Source organism: Variovorax sp. LG9.2, from assembly GCF_035018885.1.
Classification (GTDB): Bacteria; Pseudomonadota; Gammaproteobacteria; order Burkholderiales; family Burkholderiaceae_C; genus Variovorax.
Genome location: NZ_JASJXB010000008.1, coordinates 138,977 through 158,987 on the forward strand (window position 1 = coordinate 138,977; position 20,011 = coordinate 158,987).

Consider the following 20,011-nt stretch of genomic DNA (forward strand, 5'->3'; position numbering starts at 1 on the left):
ATATGGCAAACACTCAAGCAATGGCAACGTCTTTTAAAGGCGAACTTCTAACAGGCCAGCATAATTTTGGCGTTGGTTTCATCCGCGCTGCAACCACTGTAGACACCTTCAAAGCGGCGCTCTATGTCACTACTGCAACGATTAACGCTGCGACGACTGCATATAGCGCAACTAACGAGGTCAGCGGCACAGGCTATACAGCAGGTGGATTGACAGTAACGAATGCAACTGCACCAAGTACATCAGGTACATCTGCGATCTGGACACCATCAGCATCACTTGCATGGACAACAGTAACGCTATCAACTGCATTTGATACAGTATTGATCTACAACAGCACAAACACAAACCGTGCCGTATCGATTCATACCTTCGGTTCTCAAACCGTTACCGCTGCTAACTTTACACTCTCGATGCCAGTCAATGCAGTAGGTACTGCATTAGTTCAGATTACGTAAGTTAAGCAAGCGTGGCAGTCGTTAAAGTACAAGACTCCGGGGTAAACACCTCAAAGGCAACAACCCAACTTACAACGCTGGGTATTGTGTGGGGAGTGTCGCCATCCGTAGGCAACAAAGTAATGGTGCTCGTCACCGGCTATACAAATGCCGCAGGCGTGACAATTTCGGCTGCAGACAATTCGTCTACCCCGAACACCTATTCCAGCCGCAACTTCCAGACCACAAACGATAGCTTCACAGCACTATTCGAGGCCGACGTGACGCACGCGCTCGGTGCCACGCCGACCACGACCCTGACAATCAGTGGGGCAGGTGCGTACATGACGTATCAAGTCATTGAATGGTCTGGTCTAGTTGCTGCCGGATACGACACGGGTGCTGGAAGTGGTGCATCTTATGGCGCAGGTGCATCCAGCTTCACTTTCGGGCCGACATCGACCCTGACACAAGCAGCAGAACTGGCAGTTTCGGTTGTGCAGATCGGCAACAGCAATGCAGCCCAAGGAATCGTGCAGCCATCCGGTTGGACTGCATTGGGCTTCTGTCAGGATGATAGCGCGCTGCAGTCATACGGTGCGGCGTACCTCGTCACTGCGGCAACGACTGCACTGTCACCGACCTGGACGTGCAATGCGGGTATGGGCGGCGGCAACAGTGCTTCACTCGTTTCAACGTTCAAGATCGCTGCATCAGGTGGACTAACACTTACTGCCAACCAGTCCGCATCAGTTATCGGAACTATCAAGCCAGGTACAAGCGTGTCGGCTGCGGCGAATGCAGGCATTGGAACCGTAGGCACTACAAAAGCGACAACAACTAGCGCGCTGTCTCAGATATCGGCTGTAGGCACTTTAGGTACCGTCAAACCTTCGGTATCCGTCGCACTTGCCGGTGTGGCAGGCGTTGGCGCTGTAGGTACTGCCAAATCCGCTGTATCCGTCGCGCTAGCTGGTGTCGCAGGTATCGGAACAGTAGGAACGTTATCGACTACAGCTTCATCAAATGGAGCATTCACTAGCACCACAGCTACCTCGATGTCGTATGCAGGTGCAGTCGCAGCGAATGCGGCCTTCACTAGCACCACAACAACAGCACTGACCTACGCAGGCAAGGTAGCTGTATCTGGCGCTTATTCAAGCAGCAACACTTCGACGATGACCTACGCAGGCAGTGTCGGGGTCGCAGGTGCATTCAGCAGCACAACGACAACGGCACAGAGCTTCACAGGCGGAGTCGGGACATACGGCGCGTACAACAGCATCACAGCGTCCAGCCTGACCTACACAGGCGCGGTAGCGGTCAATGGCGCATTCAGTAGCTCGACATCTACTGTCCAGAGTTTCACTGCTGCAGTCGCAATGCCGGGAGCATTCAGCAGCACCACAGCTACCTCGATGACGTATGGCGGGAAAGTCGCGGTTGTAGGGGCGTTTAGCAGCGCTACAAGCACTTCGCAGTCCTTCGCTGGCGTAGTTGCACTGACAGGCGGATTTAACAGCGCTACGAGCACCGTGCTTACCTACAGCGGGCAAGTAACGTCAGCAGGTCAAGGCGCATTCAGCAGCACCACAGCTACATCGATGGTCTATACGGCCAAGGTAGCAGCTAACGCAAGCTTTAACAACACCACCACAACGTCCCAAAGCTTCACTGGCAATGATGCGACTAGTGGTGGATTCAGCAACACAACAGCAACATCGCAGAGCTACACAGCAAAAGTGGTTGTCGCTGGTGGATTCAGCAGCTACACGACTACTTCGATGGTCTACACAGCAAAGGCCGGACTACCAGATGTTCATGGCGCTGCGTTCCTCGACTACGCAAGACCAAAGAAATCGGAAAAGGAAGAAGAGGAAGAGTCACAGCCCAAGACGAAGGCTGATCGTGCTTTCTTAAAGAAATCTCTTGCAGAACAAAAACAAGAAAACATTCGAAGACTTCAAGAACTAGCATCCTTACGCGAAGCTGAAATTGAAGCTGAAAGACTTGCTGCCATCGCCGCACAAGAACAAGAAGATGACTTGCAAGCAATAGAGATGATTATGGAGCTAGCTTTAGAGCGTAGACGCAATCGCTTCAGAAGACTCTTGGTCTGAGCACAAGTTGATAAATACTTTCTGTAACCACCACAGGAAGTAATGCCCACATACAGCGCACTCTGTACCCAATGCGGTACGAACAACACCTATGTAAAACGCATGAAAGAGTTTGATGCGAACAAGACACCACCTTGTTCTGTCTGCAATGGACCAACGCAGCATCAAATCTTTTTCGTACCTACGTTTTCCACTGCCAACCTTGGCGAGCATCAAGGCTTCAAGTCACCGCATGACGGTCGAACATATCAAGGCCACACCTCTTACATGAATCATATGAAAGAAAACGGCTCTATGCCTGCATCGGACTACACAGGTCATGCAGAAAATGTAAGACGTAACATGACAGAGCAAGAAGACAAGAAACGCTTGGAAGTCATTGAGAACGTAGTCAAAGCTTTATAAACACCACCAACCGAGAATAACAATATGACAGACATAACCAACGATGCAGATGACTTTGAATTTGAATTAGATGGCTTTGAAACACCTTCTGAACACACCGAAGTAGAAGAACATGTACCGGAAGTCGAAGCAGAAGAACAACCAAAAGACAAACCCCGTAAGTCACTGCGTGACCAGATCGAGGATGCAGCTACGAAGAAGCGACCAGCTAAGGAACGTCTAGACCCTGCCGCAGCGCCTGCAGCTACTGAGACAACAGAAGCAACTGATCCAGATGCACCACCAGTAGCAGAGAAGGCAGTTACGGGACCAAAAGCGCCTGTTAGCTGGACCCCTGCCCTACGTGAAAAGTTTGGAACACTGCCACCAGAAGTGCAAGCGCAAATCAGCAAGCGTGAGTTAGAAATGGACAAGCGCTTAGGTGAGACAAAGCAAGAGCGCGAGATTGTTCAGAAGCTATTGGAAGTCAATCAGCCTTACGAAGCAATGTTTAAGGAAATGAATGCACATCCGTTCGATGTCTACAAAGAAGCACTCAACGGCATTCAGACATTAGCTAAAGGGACAATGCAGCAAAAGGCTTCATTCCTTGCACAACTAGTTAAAGCACATGGAGTTGATATCTACGAACTAGATTCAGCACTTACATCAGCTCAAGTTAGCAATAGTCCACAATTATCGCCAGAACTAGATAGCCGTATCAAGCCACTAGAAGACTTCTACAAGCAAAACGTTCAGCAACAACGCCAAGTAGAACAACAACGCGTTCAGCAAAGTCATACCGAAGTCGAAACATTCGCAACTGACCCAAAGAATGAGTTCTTTGATGCTGTAGCAACTGACATGAACATGCTTATGTCTAGCGGTAGAGCAACGAGCTTGAAAGATGCTTACGACCTAGCTTGCCAGTTAAACCCCGAAGTAAGACAAGCAAGAGCAAAGAGCAATCAAGAGCAGAAGCAACGCATTGCAGCTAGCAAAGCATCCCTTACACCACGTGGACCTGCAAACACTGGAAACAAGTTTAAGAACTCAAGCGGCAGAACAGACTTAAGACGTCTTATTGAGTCCCAAATCCCAGACGATTTCGAGTAAGAACATAAATAGACATGAAGGTAGTGAAATACCTTCATAGCTAGTTCAATACACGAACTGGGGCCATCTAGCCAACGAACTCTGCAAGTCAGGGCCATCATAAGCAGAACTCCTTAACGAAATGAACAGCAACTTAACCCTTGCTATACATCTTAAGGAGATATTCAAATGGCAAATTACGCAACAGATATCCTGGCAACCACGATTGCCAACTACAGTTCAGACATCGCAGACGCAGTATCCAACAGCAATGCGATTCTTGCAGCACTAAAGAAAAACGGCGGAGTTGTTCCGTTTGTTGGCGGTACTCAGATCAATCAAATGATCGATACATCAGCTAACTCGACAGCAGCTTTCTACAGCGGCACAGACGTTTTAACAGTCGCAACAACAAACACAATCGACAACGCAATCTTCGCTATCAAGCAAGCTGCGGTAACAGTTCAATATTCCGGTCTAGACGAAATCATGAATTCTGGTAAAGCAGCTATCGTTAACACGTTAGAACAGAAGATGAAGAATGCTGAAAGATCAATGAAGAACTTGATCGGATCGGGTATCTACTCAGACGGTACAGGTTTCAGCGGTAAGCAAATTACTGGTCTACAAGCTGCTATCACAGCAACTCCAGCAATCGGCGTATACGGTGCATTTGACCGTTCAGTATCGACATTCTGGCGTAACCTGAAGTCCAAAGGCGGCGGAACTGACTTCGCAGGTACTTTGGATCAAACAACTATCTGTGGTGAATTTAACAAGATGGTTTATCGTCTAACTCGTGGTACTGACGCACCGAAGTTAATCGTATGTGACCCAATCTACTACGCTTTCTTAACAGTCGCGCTTCAGAACAAGCAACAGTTCTTGCACGCTGGTACAGCAAATGCAGGTTTCTCGAATATCGAGTTCATGGGCATCCCAGTTGTTATGGAATCTAGTGCTACTGGTATCCCACCAACAACAGCTTACTTCTTGAACACTGACTACTTGTTCTTCCGTCCACATGCAAAGCGCAACATGATTTCGTTGGGTGACCGTACTCCGGTTAACCAAGACACCACAGTACACGTAATTGGTTGGGCTGGTAACTTGACAGCATCGCACATCGGTCTGCAAGGCGTAATTCAGAACTGATTTGACAAGCTAATTAAGAAGCTTCACAGCTAATTAACTAAATAAGGGGTAGGCAAGCAATTGTCTACCCTTTCGCTTTTATAGCACCACCAACCACCACCAACATAAAGGTACTCAAACATGACATTAGGAAGAACACAAGTCTACGAAGACGAACTAAAAAATTCAGGATACGAAGACAGAGACTCGCGCGGACGCCTTGCCGGATATGGCGATGCAGAAGTGAAGTTTTATAAGAAGGCAATCTACTCTTCAATTAAGACTCTCGAATCAGAAGACGGCCTGGACAAGTACGACATGATCGATCACGTAGTTATTGCTACCGCATTTGATCGCCATACGCGTGTTGATATTCCAGTTACCCAAGTCTACGCAAATAGATACAAAACTGAGTACGAAGCATTCAAGCGTGGTGAAGAAACAGCAGCACACGGCATTCCACTTGAGAACTGGCCGCAAATTCCTGAAGCCGCAGTACTTGAGCTAAAGGGTATTGGTATCAAGACAGTTGAAGCGCTAGCCGCAGCAACAGGTGACCAGATTGCCAAAGTACGCGAAGGCGCAATGTTCAAGAAACGAGCTGATGCTTATCTGAACCAAACAGTTAACGCATCGAAGGTTGAAGCTTTAGAAGCGCGTTTAGCTGCAATGGAATCTGCAGAAGAAAAGAAAAGCACAAAGTAAACAACAAGAAAGGAGCACATGGCCAAAACCCTCTTACAAATTATCAAACAAATTACGGGTGAAGAAAAACTGCCTGTGCCCCTTGTTGTCCTAGCAAGCGACGACCAAACAGTTGTCCATCTAACCTCACTTACTGTTGCGGCGATGGATGACTTAATGAATGAATTCGACTGGCAGCAAATGGTAAGGCCTTACACCTTTACCACTGTTGCAGGTACAGATACATACACATTACCAACTGATTATCTACGCGCCATCAAACAAACGTTTTGGCAGAACGCACAGAACAGACCAATGAACGGCAGCATTAACCCCGAAGGTTGGGGGTTTTTGAATCACAGCCCAAACGGCTCTGTTAATGCTCAGTTTCGTATTGTTGGCAACAGGATTCAAGTCTATCCAATGCCTGCGGCTGCTATCACGTATTCATTCCAATACATAGCAAGTTCGTGCATTTGGGACCCAACAATCCAAAACTATAAATCAGACTTTAGCTTAGATAGCGATCAACCCGCATTCAATAGCAGATGCTTGACTAACTTCGTTAAGTACAAGTACATGCAGATCATGGGGTTTGATACTCAAGCAGCTTTAGAAGACTTTAGCCAATCACTAATGATAGCTAAGGGCGCTGATGTACCTGCTCCTATCCTAAGTGCAGTGCCAGCAGGCAGTATGAAAATGATCGGGTTAGACAATCTTCCTGACTTCAGGAGCTAACCTATATGCAACGTAAACCAAGAGGGCAAATATTCATTACTGCAGATGCGCCGTCACCTACAAAGGGTTTAAACACCCGTGATCCAGTTGCGGTGATGTTGCCCACATACGCAAACATCATGAATAACATGATTGCAGCCAATGATGGTGTACGCAATCGCAAGGGCTGCCGTGTGCAAGCTAGCGGGCTAGGTCCAACAGTTGGCGCAGTCATGCCCTACAACGCAACAGGAAGCGGCACAAGCAAGTTATTCGCCGCATCTGGTACGCAAGTATTCGATGTCACTACTGCAGGCGCTGTAGGGGCGGCAGTAGGTTCTGCGCTCACAACTGACCAGCTCGACTACGTGCAATTCGCAGGCGCTGCGGGCCAGTACTTGGTGATGTGTAACGGAGCGGATGCAGCACGCCACTACGAGTCAGCGGCAGGCTGGGTGAACTGGTCGCTTGTCACCACCCCTTCTACTCCAGGTCAAGTTAGCGGCGTCGATCCAAGCAAGCTCTCTGGCGTCATTTCGCACCAGCGTCGTCTGTGGTTTATCGAAAAGAACACTACCCGCGTTTGGTACACACCAATTAACTCTATTGGTGGCGCGCTTAACCAGTTCGAGTTCGGCCCGTACTTGCCACGAGGCGGCTTTATTCAAGCTATTGGTAGTTGGAGCATGGATGCAGGCAAAGGCATACAAAACTACCTTGTAGCCGTATCAAACCAAGGTGATGCAGTCTTATATGAAGGTAGCGATGTTAGCGATGCAACCAATTGGAAGCTAACAGGTACATGGGCACTTAGCCCACCTGTCGGACGTGACTGCTTTACACAATATGGCGCTGACTTGCTGTACTTGTGCACAGACGGATTATTGCCGTTCAGCACATACCTACAAAGCACGTTAACAACGTCTGCATTGACAGATGCGATTCGTAGAACAATTCAGCTATCAGTAAGCACAACAGGAACATTGCCGGGATGGAGTCTGACTGACACAGGAAACGTAGAAGGCTTGTTAGTCCTTAACGTTCCTGCAAACGATCCATCACAAACTGTTCAAGCTGTACAGCACAAGCAAAGTGGTGGATGGAGTACGTTTACTGGTTGGCCTGCTCAATGTTGGGCTGTGCAAGGTAAGAACATCTACTTTGGCAAGAACGGCTACGTGATGCAAGCCTTTGTGGGTTACACAGATAACCAAGCAACAGACGGCACTAGTGGCACGACTTATACATGCACCTGTTCACAAGCCTATAACTACTTCGCTGATGCACTGAGATATGCAAACGCAAGAACAGTCAATAAGCAATACAAGCAGGTGTGCTTGAACATCATTAGCGCAAGTGTTGCCCCAGCTATTCGCATCGGTCTAAGCACTACGCCCGGACTTGGTGGCGGTATATCAACTAGCAGTACTGCACCACCTACAAATGGCGGTTCTGTGTTCGGTGTTGCGCGCTGGGGTACTGGTGTGTTTTCAGGAACGCAATTCCCTATCAATCAGTGGCAGTTCGTGCGTGGCGTTGGCACTAGTGCTTCGCTGCAAGTTGAAATCAAGACTCAAGCAGAGTTTCTTTGGACTGACACACTCATTCGCTTCGCTCGTAGCAGCATTTGATGCAGACGATTGTTTTCGAGACAGGACAGGTGCCCATAGCACTTGTCGATCTAGCTGCTAGGCAATGGGGTGCAGACATCACCGCATTCAAGCTTGCAGATGCGAAAGCAATCATTCTCTTTGAAGATGACTTCACCCCTATTTGTGTGACTGTATTTGACAGCTTTACAGCGTGTGGAGTTGTGCAAGCGAGTGGTGCAGTGTTTGATGAAAAGAAGGCATTAAGCAGAGCTTTCTTAAAGAAACTTTATGAGCAAGTGTTTGATGTTTGGAAAGTTAACAGAATGAACTTCTTCACTGATGTATCCAACCAAAAAATGCTAAATATGCATGAAAGACTGGGCCACGTATTCGAAGGCACCTTAAGCGAACACTACGGTGTTGGAAAGGATGGCGCAGTTTATAGATTTAACAGACGTGATTGGGAAGCCTCTATATGGCACCCACAAGCACGCACAAGGAGACAACAACAATGGGAAGTTCCGCAGCGCCAAATCCCGATCCATATGGCTTCATTGCCAGCAAAGCAGCATCTGATACCGCTACCAACAACCTAGCAGCAGCAGGGGCAGCAACTGACGCTAATCGCGTTAACCAGTACACGCCTTACGGCTCGTTAACCTACCAACGAACAAATAACTTTAACTCCACTCAATACAATAGCGACGTAACAGCGTATCAGAATCAAGTTAAAGGTATTCAAGACGGAACAGACAACTCAGCCGCCGCACAGTACTACCGTGCAAGTGGCACCTTACCAGTTGATGCCCATTTAAACTCAAATGATCCGAGATACAACCAAACAGTTTGGAACTCAACAACTACGTTAACACCTGCAGCACAAGCAGCCTTAACAAGTCAGCAAAACGTTGACTTAGGTAGATCGCAAGCAGCGGAGGCTGAAATTGCGAAGATGAAAGCCTTTTATGGCACTGACTTCGTAGCACCTAACGCAACTGACTACTCAAACAAAGCCGGTGCAGTAAACCAATCCAATGTTGGCACACTAGGTGACTATCAGTCAAATGCAGCAATCAACACAAATGCTGCTGGTGCAGTAGCTGGTGTTAACCCAGTTAATCAAAACGTTGGTGCTTACGATCCGTCTCAAGCAAATGTCTATGCCCAAAAGGCTTATGACTCGCAGATGGCACTGATGCAGCCCGGTATGGACTTAGCAACACAGAAGCAGAACAACAGTTTAGCTCTACAAGGCTTGAATCCTGGCACACAAGCAAGCAACAACGCACAGAGTCAATTGCAGCTTTCACAAGCAGCACAAAGGAATTCACTTGCAGCTAGCTCTTACCAGTCAGGCAATGACAGTGCGAGAAGCGACTATGCAACAAGATTGGCCGGTATTGCAGCAGGCAATGCAGCACAAGGACAAGCTTACGGACAAGCGGCAAACACGTTTGCAATGGGCAATACAGCACAAGGTCAGCAAAGTGCATTGGACTTGGCGAACTATGGTGCAAACATCGACAAGCTCAAGACAAACAGTGCCTTACAAGCAGCGCAAAACGCCGCACAAGCACAAAGCTACCAGCAGCAAATGAACAACTACTCAGCAGCGACACAGGCAGCTTATGCGCAGCGCGATCAGCCAGTAAACGAAATGAATGCTTTGTTGAATCAGCAGCAAATTGGTATGCCTACTTTTGGCAACTATGCGACACAGCAAACAACAGGTGGCGCAGATGCAACCAGTGCATACAACAGTTGGTTAACAGGTACGAATGCAAGCAACAACGCAAGGCAAGCAGCAAGCAGTTCAAACACTGGCGCAGCGGCTGGATTAGTTGGTGCTGGACTGGGTGCATGGGGAGCTTATGCAGGTTCGGCAGCAGGTATCGCAGCAGGCGCAATGTTCTAAATATATGAAAGACTTCGCAGCGTACTTAAAGAGTGAGATAGAGGCGATACGCGCTCTAACTGCACCAGTGCGCTTGCAAGAAAAGCCAACATTCATTAACAACCTTGTTTTCATGTACCACACCATTAGAGCAAGCGAAGACTTGCTTAAATGTGCGATAGAGAAAGCAATACCGGGTACTGAATTACACGCTTACTTAGAAGAGCATTTGGAAGAAGAAAGACAGCACGAAAAGTGGCTTGCAGAAGACTTACTTAGTGTTGGCTTTGATGTACATCTCACTTCTATTCCGCGTGAAGCAGTGCAGATGGCAGGTTCTATGTTCTACCTTGTTAGGTTAGTTCATCCCCGTGCATTGCTTGGATATATGGCTGTACTTGAGTTCTTTCCAATGCCACTAGAAGCAGTAGAGATTCTCGAAGAGATACATGGAAAGAGTTTGCTGCGTTGCTTACGCTATCACGCAGAACATGACATTGACCACGCACACGACTTAGCAGGAATGTTAGATCGTTTGTTAGAAGAAGAACAAGAACTGGTGTTTTCAAGCGCCATCGAAACTGCTCTGTATCAGCAAGCCGCAGTAGCAGGATTCAACACAAGTAATTAAGGGAATATATGGACCAATTCGACGCACAAAGTCAACAACAAGACCAAGCTTATCAACAGATGATGAATCGTCAGCGTTTGGGTAACACCATGGCTGGTATGCAACAACCTGGCCCACCGGCTGCAACGGCTATGCAAGGTGTTTCAGGAGGACTTAACCAGTTTACAGCCGCAATGAATGCACAAGCAAAGTTAAACAACCAAGGTCCGGACCCATTGGGCTCATTGATAAGCCGGAATAACAACTGGAATCCGCAGTCACCGCCGATACAAGCGCCGCCAGCTATGCCTACAGCAATGCCTAGCTACGGACCACAAGGCAACTTCAACGCTGCTTAAGGAGCAACATGGCAGACAATTACGACTATCTATCACAACAGCAAGCGTTAGCTTATCGTCTTGCACAAGCTAAACAGCTTCAATCAGCACCTATCGCTCAAGAAGGGCAAATGGTGTCTGGTCGTTATGTTTCAGCAAGTCCACTAGGACAATGGGGCGGCGCACTACAGCAAGCATTGGGTGGTTACTTAGCAGGTAAGGCACAAGGCGATCAAATTGCACTAGATAAGCAAGATGCACAGCAATACAACGAAGGCTTTGCCAAGCTGCTAAAGGCTCATGATCCATCTAACTACACAGATGCAGCAACGGCAGCAGTACCAGATGCACCAAACCGTTACCTATATCAAAACCCTAATGATGTTGGCCCTCCGATGTCTGCTAGCGGTCTTGATCCTGCAGCAACATCTACACCTGTGCCACAAGCGCAAGTAACACCTACAGCACCAACACAAGCAACACCTACGCCACTAGCTCCAGTAGCTCCAGTAGCTCCACAAGCACCGATGCTGCCTCGTGCAATGGCACAGAACCAGCCACCAGTGCAGCCAACGCCACAGCAGATCGAGGCACAAGTTACTCCAGCAGGCAATCCGCAAGATGGCGGTGCCGTGTTCGGCATGTATCCGCGTGCCGGTAGCGCACTTGGGTCATATGCAAATGACGCAAAGATTCGTACAGGCTACCAAATGACTGGTCCGAACACTGCGCAGCAAGTACAACCGTTAACACCTAGTGTGTTGACTGGTGAGCGCATGGATGCAACTACAGACCCACGCAGCCTGACGTTTGGCGGTAGCAACACTGCACCGCCTATTGACCCAAGTGCAACACCTGTTCCGCCATCCGCCCTTCCGCAAGCTCTAGCAGCAGCGCAACCACCAGTTGCACCCGCTACTCCCGCCGCACAGCCTGCAAACGCTGTAACCCCGCCTACAGCCCCCGCAGTAGCTGGTACGCCAAGTGCCAACTATGCAGGCTTCAACGAGGTTCCACCCACCACTGCTGACGCAGCTACAGCATCTGCAGGACAGGCTTTATTCTTAAAGAATGCTATGTCTGCAGATCAACTTGCTGGCATGGCACAGTTAAACGGCACAAAGAATGGTCAACTGCTAGTTCGTGCAGTTCAAGCTAAACAACTTGAAGATCAGTTGGTCGGCAATAACGGACGCTATAAGACAACAACCATTGCAGACCCGATTAATGGTGGCTTTATGCAAAGCACAGAAGACTCAAGAACAGGTCGTGTTTCAAACACACCTTTGAATGTCAGTGGGGCAAGCAAAGTGTTAGAGACAAAGGATACTCCAACCGGTGTCTTCGAACGCACAGCACAAGGCTGGAGACCAGCAGTTGATACTTCGACTGGCAAGCCTGTTATTTCTACTGCTACAGCAACAGACCAACGTGCAACAACAGAAGCAGGTACAAAGCTAGATACAGCAGTCGCATCAAATACAACTGCACTAGCAAGCATGTCTGCAGCGCAAGCCAGATTGGATCGTATTGACCAACTCTTCAAGACAACATGGACTGGACCAATTGTAGGTCACCTATTTAACTGGACGAAAGATCGTCAAGAGCTTCAAGCACTACTTGCACAAGACATTTTCGGTGAAACACGTTCAGCCGTACAAAGTGCCGGTGATGCTGGTGCTGCTCCTAAGTTCACTGGTCGTGAATTCCAATACATGGAGAAAAACGGTGGTTTGAACTTGAACACAGGCGCACCTGCCGCAGCAAACATCATTGCACAGCAACGTATCGCACTAAACGGTATGCAGACCGCGACACAGCAGTTTGGAAGAAGCTTGGCACAACGTGCACAGACTAACACTCCATCTGGCAATAACGCTGCACCTGGAATGCCTATAGCTGCACCACCAAGAGGTCAGACATTCCACGGACCTAACGCAAATGCAGCAAGTGCACTAGGACTGAACTAATGTCTATCGTTAACGATCCAAACTTCGACTCTACTGCTCACGCTTTAGAAGTTGACCGAGGCATTCCGCTAGGTTCACTAAAGGCGTTAGTTGGTGCTGAAAGTGGTGGGAATGCTAATGCCGTCTCACCAGTTGGCGCACGTGGCTTGACTCAGTTCATGCCTGCTACTGCAAAGCAATACAACGTAGATGTCACGAATCCGTGGGATAGCCTACGTGGTACAGCAGATATGCTTGGTGACTTGAATGCGAAGTACAACGGCAACTTTAATGCTGCTTTGTCTTCCTATAACGGTGGTGCACATAACGCTCAATACTTTGTAGATGGCACTGTACCAAGCACTTCGCAAGTCAGTCCAACCAACCACGCCGTAAACAAGAACTATGTGGCAGGCATTACAGCCAATATTGCAAAGAACGGACCTGACGACAACACAGCATTCGGTGCAGTACAAAATCAAGTTGCATCTATGCGTCAACAAGGCGCATCGGATACAACGATTTATAACTTCCTTGGTAAGTCACCAGTGGCAGACGCAGTGTCTGCAGCTTCATCAAATGGCATGGGTGTCTCGGACATTATCAGCAAGATTGGCGGACAGCCACTTGCCATAGTTACTGATGCTCAAAACAAGGTCAACAGTCAAGGTGCCTTAACAACCGCAGCACAAGGTGCTAAGTACGGTATTCAAGACATGTCACAAGGTGCGCAGCAGATAGGTGCACGATTGGGTGGTAATGATTCAAGACTCTCTGACTTACAAGCACAGCAAGCAGCAGCGGAACAAGACCCAACAAGACAAGCTGTAATGACCAGCACAGCAGGAACAGTGGGTAGCGTTGGTGTCAAGGCTATCCCAAGTATTGCTGCCGCTGTGATTGCCCCTGAAAGCATTCCTTTCCAACTTGCTGCAGGTGGTGCAGCTGGTGCCGCAGAAGGTGCACTAACCCCGACAACAGGAGATGGACAAATCCTCTCCAATATAGGTTATGGGGCTGCTGGTGGTGCCGTTGGTGGCGCTGGTGGTACAGCAATCGCCAGTGCGCCCCGTTTTTTGGTTAAGTCAGGACAGGCCGCTATGCGTGGCGGTGAAGACGTTGCCACAGTAGCTGGAAGACAAGCAACTCTTGCATCACAGGGCATCGATGCCAGTGCAGCACAGCTTGGCAAAGGCGCTGCAGGACTAAGCAACACGATTGAACGTAACGTGCCATTTAGTGGCGCATTGGGTGCTGATATGCGTGGTGCAGCAGATACGCAAGTAGCTCGCGCTATCACGAAGCAAATCGGCAATGAAAGTGATGTCATTAACAGTACCACTATCAAAGGCGCACAGGACAACATTAGCAAGCTATACAGCGATGCACTAGACGGTGTGCACTTGCCACTAACTCAAGGTTTTACAAACGATCTTGACGCTGTAGTGAACAAGTACACACAGGGCACATTACCGTCACTCCGCAGCAACTTACCAAGTGGTGTAGTGGATGACTTAAAGGCTCTTGCACAACAAGGGTCAGCGCCAGCAAAGCAACTGCAAGATGTACGAAGCAGCATTGGTAAAACAATGTCGAGCACTGCCACATCACCAGTAGATAAGCAGGCACTAGGCGGCATTTACGATGCAATCAACAATGTAATCGAGAAGCAGTTACCTCCAGATAACTTAGCAAAGTTCCAAATGGCAAACACTCAATATCGTGCTTTACAGCCGGTAGAGAAGATGGTTGTCTCAAGTGGAGATTCAGGTTCGGTATCAGCTCGTCAGATGCTCAACGCAATCAAGTCAGGCAAGTACGCTGATTCGTTCCAAACGGGTAACGCACCTTTCCAAGACTTAGTTACTGCATTGCAAGCTGGCGATACGAAGGGATTCAGTAATCCAATTAGTGGCGAAGTGTTACCGTTAAGTGTTGCAACAGGGCATTTAGCTGGCTTGGCAGCGATACCGGCAGGAAACATTGCACAAAGACTGCTTACCAATCCGAAGTACGCAAACATGCTGCTAGGTTTGAATCCAGTTCAACGTAACGCCTTAATCGAGTCCGCAAAGAACGTTGGCACTGGTGTTGGCGCAGCGGCAGGACAACAGATTACAGCCCCAAGCTTTAACGACATCCGCAACACACCTAGCCCACAAGACTACGCGAAGGCGATACAAGCCAAGTACAGAGCTTAAACAATAAATACAGAAGCCATTAAACAGGCTCAGGGAGACAGAACATATGGCTTTTAATGGAACAGGTGGCTTCACACTAACACTACCGCCCGCAGTTGATGGCACGCTGATTACGGCGTTGAACTACAACAGCAACAACAACGAACTGGCAGCAGGCTTAGGCAATGTCTTAGTCGCAGACGGTCAACGTCCAATGACAGGCAATTTGAAGCTTACTGATGGTACATCGACCAATCCGGGTATCAGCTTTAACAGTGAAGCATCAACTGGCGTGTTTCGTCCATCCGCAGCATCACTAGGTATCACTATTGGTGCAGTAGAAGCACTACGTATTTCACCTAACCGCAACTTGCTACTTGGTACAGTGGGCGATACAGGTGAACGTCTTATCGTTGTCGGTCCATCGAGATTAACTGGTGATACAGCAATCACAGGCGTATTGGGCGTATCTGGCGTAACCACACTAGCAAGCTCATTGGGCGTTACTGGTGCCACAACATTGAACAGTACATTAGGTGTTGTTGGCAACACAACAATGACAGGCGCATTAGGTGTTACTGCTGGTGTTGCGTTCGCAAGCACATTGACTGTGGCTGGTGCGTTAGGCGTATCAGGTGCTACTTCACTTGCAGGCTTTGGTGCATCAGGTAACGGCACAGTAGGAGGCACATTTGGTGCACTTGGTGCAGCCACATTCGGCAGCACGTTGTCATCTGGTAGCCAGTCGATTGTCGGCAACATCAGTGCAACAGGCACCATCACTGCTCCAAACTATACCGGCACAGCTTCTGCAGCTACGTTAGCAGCAAAGGCTTCAACGTTAGCAAGTGGTGGCGGTAACGGCACTGCAATGACTTTCAGTTGGTCAGGACAAAGTGGAACACCAGCATATGCATGGGGTTCAAACGATGGTGTTAATCACTATCCTTGGCAACCCGGTAATTGGTCTGTCAACTATGCTAACGGATCCGGGTATGCATCCAATGCGGGCACAGTGGGCGGACAGTCATTCCCTTATACCAATCCAACAAATCAGCCTACATACCTTTGGGCTTCAAACGGAAGTAACAACAACTTCCTAGTTCAACCAACGGCCATGGCTGTCAATTTTGCTAACTCGTGCAGTTTGTCTAACAACACTAATTCATTCCAAGGTGCCGCACCGGGATATTTTGTTAACAACGGCAACTCAGCAGTAGTGAACATGCGCAATGACGGTTCAACAGGCTTGCGTGTTGGCATTGGTGGTTACGGAGACGTAGTGTGGAACGTATACGGCTCAGACGAACGCTTAAAAGAAAACATTGTACCGTCAGCACAAGACTCTCTGGCGCTTATCAAAGCAATCGACTTCAAGAGCTTCCAATACAAGGTACTGAATCCTGGTACTTCTGAAGAGTGGCACATTGATGATGGACATGTACATGAACACGGTGTTATTGCGCAGCAGATTCAAGGACTGAATGCTGAGTGGGTAAACACAGAAGGTACATACCTACAACCAAACGTTGACACGTTGTTGTTCAGCGCACTTAAGGCAATCAAGCAACTAGAAGCTCGCTTAGCGGCTGCAGGCTTGTAATCAACATATGCAAGCTTTCTTTAAGACACTTTTCAGCGATGGCTCAAACACAGACTGCGACTTCAGTAAGGTGTTTGGTGCTATCGGTATTGCTATGTTCTTTGCTGTCAGCATCTATGCATATGGATACAAGGGCACAGCCTTCAGTCCCATTGAGTGGGCAACAGGCTTCACTGCAATACTGGCTGGTGCTGCTGGTGTGTCAAAACTGCGTGATCGTACAGCGCCACCTCCAGAAGTTAAATAAACAAACCAATAACAATATCCATTAAGGGACAACATCAAATGCCATACAACATCAATTCAGACCCATATACCCGTGTTTCAACAGACACAGCCATCTTGCACCCTAGCCGTGCTGCCGTAGTCGTACCTAGTGACACAGTGGACTTAGCAGCATACGGACGCGTATTCGTAGGCGGAGCAGGAAACGTGGTTTGCGTTCCAGTAGGACAACTAGACGAAAGCACAGTGACCTTCACAGGCGTTGTAGCTGGCACTACCCTTCCTGTGCGCGTCAGACGCGTGTGGGCTACGGGTACGACAGCGACAGCGTTAGTTCTGAACTGGTAAGCACAGCCGTAAAAAAAGCTGCCTAAGCAGCTTGTAGGGGGCCTTAGCGCCGTTATTTTTTGATCTTGGTGCTAGCGGGTGCAATCGGCGCTGCAAGCACTGCAGCAATGGTGGCGTTGGCTGCGCTGTGATCCACAACAACCTCCGTGGACTTGCGTGCACGCAGCGTGGCAGTGAGCAGCGGATCGAACTCCCCTTTCTTGCAGGCCTCCACAGCCATTTCCAGAAACTTGATTGCTTGCGCAGCATTGGCGAGCTTGTAGGAGCCGTTTTCCTTTTGGATAGCAGCAACGCCATTTTTCAAGGTCACTGCGTAGCTCCCATCCGCAAGCTTCACAAACCACAAGCCCTTGTCGGCTGCGGATTTCACAAGCTCGATCTGCTTCGTTGCACTTGCAACAAACTTGGCCTTCGCTTGTGCAAGTGGGTCCGCAAGCTTCGCAGCTTTGGGTTTGGCGTAGGCGACGGCGCCCAGTTGTTGAACGGCAGCGAAAAAAGACATTTGAGCGGGCGACATTTGGATTCCTTAGCGGTACTGGAACATCCCAGTATGTGAACTTTAGTTTCACATAGCGGTACAGGACAACCGTTTCCTGTCACCCCTTTCCGCTCATGCCTTCCCGCTTAATCACCTCTGCTCTCGTGCATACGTGCGCAGCAAGCTCCGTTTTCCACTTGTTTTTGCACGTCAACAACAAAAGGGCATACAGGGCGGCACACATTGCACAAACAAGGGGCGCAGCAAGGGGCGCAGCAAGGGCTAGGACTTGACGTTTTTTGATGGAGAACGAGACACTGCGCGACGTGCCGCTACCCTGCCCTCAAATTTTGCGTATACACCCGTTGTGCAAAAAGTGCTACACCTTTATTTTTGTGCTGTAAGTTGTTGTTTTTATTGAGCTTTTTAGGGCACTACAGTTATGTCTTATATAAGATTGAGGGCCAGCACCGCCGCGGTGCATCGTCTCATTGAATGAACAACCGCACTGTCCTCGAAGCCGTGACGCCCTCTTTTAGCCCGTTGTACCAGCAGATCAAGGCGCTGATATTGCAGAGCTTGCAAGCCGGCGAATGGAAGCCGGGCGAGCCGATTCCGAGCGAGATGGACTTGGCAGCGCGTTTCAGGGTCAGCCAGGGAACTGTGCGCAAAGCGATCGACGAACTCGCGTCAGAGAACCTCGTCGTGCGGCGCCAAGGCAAGGGCACTTTCGTCGCGACGCATGCCGAGCACCAGGTGCAGTACCGCTTCTTAAGGCTCGTGCCGGATTCTGGTGACACCGATGCAGAAGGGCCTGCCCAGCGCACCATCGTCGACTGCAAGCGGCAGCGCGCTTCGGCGGACGTGGCGCGAGCGCTGGCCTTGCGCACAGGCGACGGCGTGTTGCAGGTGCGGCGCGTGCTGGCCTATGCGGGCGTACCCACCATTCTCGAAGACCTGTGGTTGCCCGGCGCGCCCTTCAAGGGACTGACGACAGAACGCCTGAGAGCTTCCCGTGGGCCGATGTATGCGCTCTTCGAAGCCGAATTCGGCGTACGGATGGTGCGGGCCGAAGAAAAAATCCGAGCCGTGCTGCCCGACGCGCAGCAGTCGAAATTGCTCGACGTAGCACCGGGCACGCCATTGCTCAGCGTGGAGCGAGTGGCCCACACCTACCACGATGCACCCATGGAACTGCGACGTGGGCTCTACCGCACCGACACGCACCATTACCGCAATCAACTCGGATGAGATTGCCCACGCGTGCACTGTGTTGACTCCGGGGTGCCCGCTGACAGATGGTGCATTGCAATAGAATTTTGTGTGCTTTGCACTTATGCCGAATAACAAGCCGACAAGCCATCCCGCTCGAAAAGCCACGAAAGCCATCTCCCCATGACAGAGCTTGCCTCCTCCCCCCGGCCGCGGCGCCGCGAGTTTCGCAACATCAATGCGTTCACCGACCTGACCACCTACCGGCTCCCGCCGGCCGGAATCGTCTCCATCTTGCACCGCGTCAGCGGCGCCCTGATGTTCCTGCTGATGCCGTTCATCATCTGGATGTTCGATACGTCGATCTCTTCCGACATTTCATTCGCACGATTCAAGGCCGCCTTCAATAGCGGCCTTGGCTTCGTTCCGGGATGGTTCATCAAACTGGTCGCATTGGCGCTCATCTGGGCGTTTTTGCACCACTTCATCTCCGGACTGCGCCATCTCTGGATGGACACCCACCATGCGGCTGTTACCAAGGAATTCGGAAAAACCTCGGCAATCGTCACGCTGGCGCTCAGCATCAGCGTCGCGATCGTTCTCGGCCTGAAGCTCTTCGGCGCTTATTAAGGAGCACACCATGGCAGTGAACTACGGCACCAAGCGCATCGTTGTCGGCGCGCATTACGGACTTCGCGACTGGCTGAGCCAGCGCATCACGGCGAGCCTGATGGCGCTCTTCACGATCATCGTGGTGGCACAGGTAATTTTCTCGCATGGCCCGATCGGCTATGACAGCTGGGCCGGAATCTTCGCGACCCAATGGATGAAAGTTCTGACTTTCGTCGCCATCGTTTCCATGCTTTATCACGTCTGGGTCGGCATGCGCGACATCTGGATGGACTACGTGCAGCCAGTCGGCATCCGACTGACTGCCCAAATTTTCACGATCGTCTGGCTCGTAGCGTGCGCGGCCTGGGCCATCCAAGTGCTCTGGAGACTCTGATC

Annotated in this window: 21 protein-coding genes; 20 read left to right on the forward strand and 1 reads right to left on the reverse strand. The window is 49.7% G+C overall.

The features are described 5' to 3' along the window. The first annotated feature begins 2 nt into the window (after nucleotides 1–2). The 17 genes from QN413_RS10885 to QN413_RS27330 all read left to right on the forward strand — a co-directional run bounded on the left by QN413_RS10885 (nucleotide 3) and on the right by QN413_RS27330 (nucleotide 17,313). Nucleotides 3–458, forward strand: a complete 456-nt coding sequence (locus QN413_RS10885; protein ID WP_323496630.1) for a hypothetical protein — start codon at nucleotides 3–5, stop codon at nucleotides 456–458. A 122-nt stretch (nucleotides 459–580) separates the two neighbouring features. Then, nucleotides 581–2,557, forward strand: coding sequence for a hypothetical protein (locus tag QN413_RS10890; protein ID WP_323496631.1), 1,977 nt, complete (start codon nucleotides 581–583; stop codon nucleotides 2,555–2,557). A 42-nt stretch (nucleotides 2,558–2,599) separates the two neighbouring features. After that, nucleotides 2,600–2,962 carry a hypothetical protein gene (locus tag QN413_RS10895; protein WP_323496632.1) on the forward strand — a complete coding sequence of 121 codons (363 nt, stop codon included), beginning with the start codon at nucleotides 2,600–2,602 and terminating at the stop codon, nucleotides 2,960–2,962. A 24-nt stretch (nucleotides 2,963–2,986) separates the two neighbouring features. Further along, nucleotides 2,987–4,057, forward strand: coding sequence for a hypothetical protein (locus QN413_RS10900; RefSeq protein WP_323496633.1), 1,071 nt, complete (start codon nucleotides 2,987–2,989; stop codon nucleotides 4,055–4,057). A gap of 168 nt (nucleotides 4,058–4,225) precedes the next feature. Next, nucleotides 4,226–5,191, forward strand: a complete 966-nt coding sequence (locus tag QN413_RS10905) for a phage major capsid protein (RefSeq protein WP_323496634.1) — start codon at nucleotides 4,226–4,228, stop codon at nucleotides 5,189–5,191. 120 nt (nucleotides 5,192–5,311) lie between these two features. Beyond that, nucleotides 5,312–5,875 carry a hypothetical protein gene (locus QN413_RS10910; RefSeq protein ID WP_323496635.1) on the forward strand — a complete coding sequence of 188 codons (564 nt, stop codon included), beginning with the start codon at nucleotides 5,312–5,314 and terminating at the stop codon, nucleotides 5,873–5,875. Between the two features lie 18 nt (nucleotides 5,876–5,893). Next, a complete protein-coding gene (locus tag QN413_RS10915) occupies nucleotides 5,894–6,595 on the forward strand; it encodes a hypothetical protein (RefSeq protein WP_323496636.1) in 702 nt (233 codons plus the stop codon). Nucleotides 6,596–6,600: 5 nt separating this feature from the next. Then, nucleotides 6,601–8,205, forward strand: coding sequence for a hypothetical protein (locus tag QN413_RS10920; RefSeq protein ID WP_323496637.1), 1,605 nt, complete (start codon nucleotides 6,601–6,603; stop codon nucleotides 8,203–8,205). After that, entirely contained in the window at nucleotides 8,205–8,762 is a 558-nt protein-coding gene (locus QN413_RS10925) for a GNAT family protein (protein ID WP_323496638.1), read from the forward strand. The genes QN413_RS10920 and QN413_RS10925 overlap by 1 nt, the downstream gene beginning before the upstream one ends. Beyond that, nucleotides 8,678–10,081 (forward strand): hypothetical protein, encoded by a 1,404-nt coding sequence (locus tag QN413_RS10930; protein ID WP_323496639.1) that lies wholly within the window; start codon nucleotides 8,678–8,680, stop codon nucleotides 10,079–10,081. The genes QN413_RS10925 and QN413_RS10930 overlap by 85 nt, the downstream gene beginning before the upstream one ends. 4 nt (nucleotides 10,082–10,085) lie before the next feature. Further along, on the forward strand, nucleotides 10,086–10,691 hold the full coding sequence (locus tag QN413_RS10935) for a hypothetical protein (RefSeq protein WP_323496640.1): 606 nt from the start codon (nucleotides 10,086–10,088) through the stop codon (nucleotides 10,689–10,691). A gap of 8 nt (nucleotides 10,692–10,699) precedes the next feature. After that, complete coding sequence (locus tag QN413_RS10940) at nucleotides 10,700–11,029, forward strand: hypothetical protein (protein ID WP_323496641.1); 330 nt, start codon at nucleotides 10,700–10,702, stop codon at nucleotides 11,027–11,029. A gap of 8 nt (nucleotides 11,030–11,037) precedes the next feature. Beyond that, a complete protein-coding gene (locus QN413_RS10945) occupies nucleotides 11,038–12,978 on the forward strand; it encodes a hypothetical protein (protein ID WP_323496642.1) in 1,941 nt (646 codons plus the stop codon). Continuing rightward, nucleotides 12,978–15,158: a lytic transglycosylase domain-containing protein gene (locus tag QN413_RS10950; RefSeq protein ID WP_323496643.1), complete on the forward strand. Its 2,181-nt coding sequence runs from the start codon at nucleotides 12,978–12,980 to the stop codon at nucleotides 15,156–15,158. The genes QN413_RS10945 and QN413_RS10950 overlap by 1 nt, the downstream gene beginning before the upstream one ends. A gap of 46 nt (nucleotides 15,159–15,204) precedes the next feature. After that, nucleotides 15,205–16,740 (forward strand): tail fiber domain-containing protein, encoded by a 1,536-nt coding sequence (locus QN413_RS10955; RefSeq protein ID WP_323496644.1) that lies wholly within the window; start codon nucleotides 15,205–15,207, stop codon nucleotides 16,738–16,740. A 7-nt stretch (nucleotides 16,741–16,747) separates the two neighbouring features. Beyond that, complete coding sequence (locus tag QN413_RS10960; RefSeq protein ID WP_323496645.1) at nucleotides 16,748–16,987, forward strand: hypothetical protein; 240 nt, start codon at nucleotides 16,748–16,750, stop codon at nucleotides 16,985–16,987. Nucleotides 16,988–17,025: 38 nt separating this feature from the next. After that, nucleotides 17,026–17,313 (forward strand): spike base protein, RCAP_Rcc01079 family, encoded by a 288-nt coding sequence (locus tag QN413_RS27330; protein WP_416352167.1) that lies wholly within the window; start codon nucleotides 17,026–17,028, stop codon nucleotides 17,311–17,313. A 52-nt stretch (nucleotides 17,314–17,365) separates the two neighbouring features. Here the strand turns inward: QN413_RS27330 and QN413_RS10965 are convergent, their stop codons facing one another. Continuing rightward, nucleotides 17,366–17,830: a hypothetical protein gene (locus QN413_RS10965; RefSeq protein WP_323496646.1), complete on the reverse strand. Its 465-nt coding sequence runs from the start codon at nucleotides 17,828–17,830 to the stop codon at nucleotides 17,366–17,368. Nucleotides 17,831–18,286: 456 nt separating this feature from the next. On the opposite strand from QN413_RS10965, the gene QN413_RS10970 reads away from it, so the two are divergent. The 3 genes from QN413_RS10970 to sdhD all read left to right on the forward strand — a co-directional run bounded on the left by QN413_RS10970 (nucleotide 18,287) and on the right by sdhD (nucleotide 20,009). Next, nucleotides 18,287–19,042 carry a GntR family transcriptional regulator gene (locus tag QN413_RS10970; RefSeq protein WP_323496647.1) on the forward strand — a complete coding sequence of 252 codons (756 nt, stop codon included), beginning with the start codon at nucleotides 18,287–18,289 and terminating at the stop codon, nucleotides 19,040–19,042. A 144-nt stretch (nucleotides 19,043–19,186) separates the two neighbouring features. After that, nucleotides 19,187–19,633 carry a succinate dehydrogenase, cytochrome b556 subunit gene (gene sdhC / locus QN413_RS10975; RefSeq protein WP_187052694.1) on the forward strand — a complete coding sequence of 149 codons (447 nt, stop codon included), beginning with the start codon at nucleotides 19,187–19,189 and terminating at the stop codon, nucleotides 19,631–19,633. 10 nt (nucleotides 19,634–19,643) lie between these two features. Beyond that, nucleotides 19,644–20,009, forward strand: coding sequence for a succinate dehydrogenase, hydrophobic membrane anchor protein (gene sdhD, locus QN413_RS10980; protein ID WP_187052695.1), 366 nt, complete (start codon nucleotides 19,644–19,646; stop codon nucleotides 20,007–20,009). Nucleotides 20,010–20,011 lie beyond the last annotated feature (2 nt).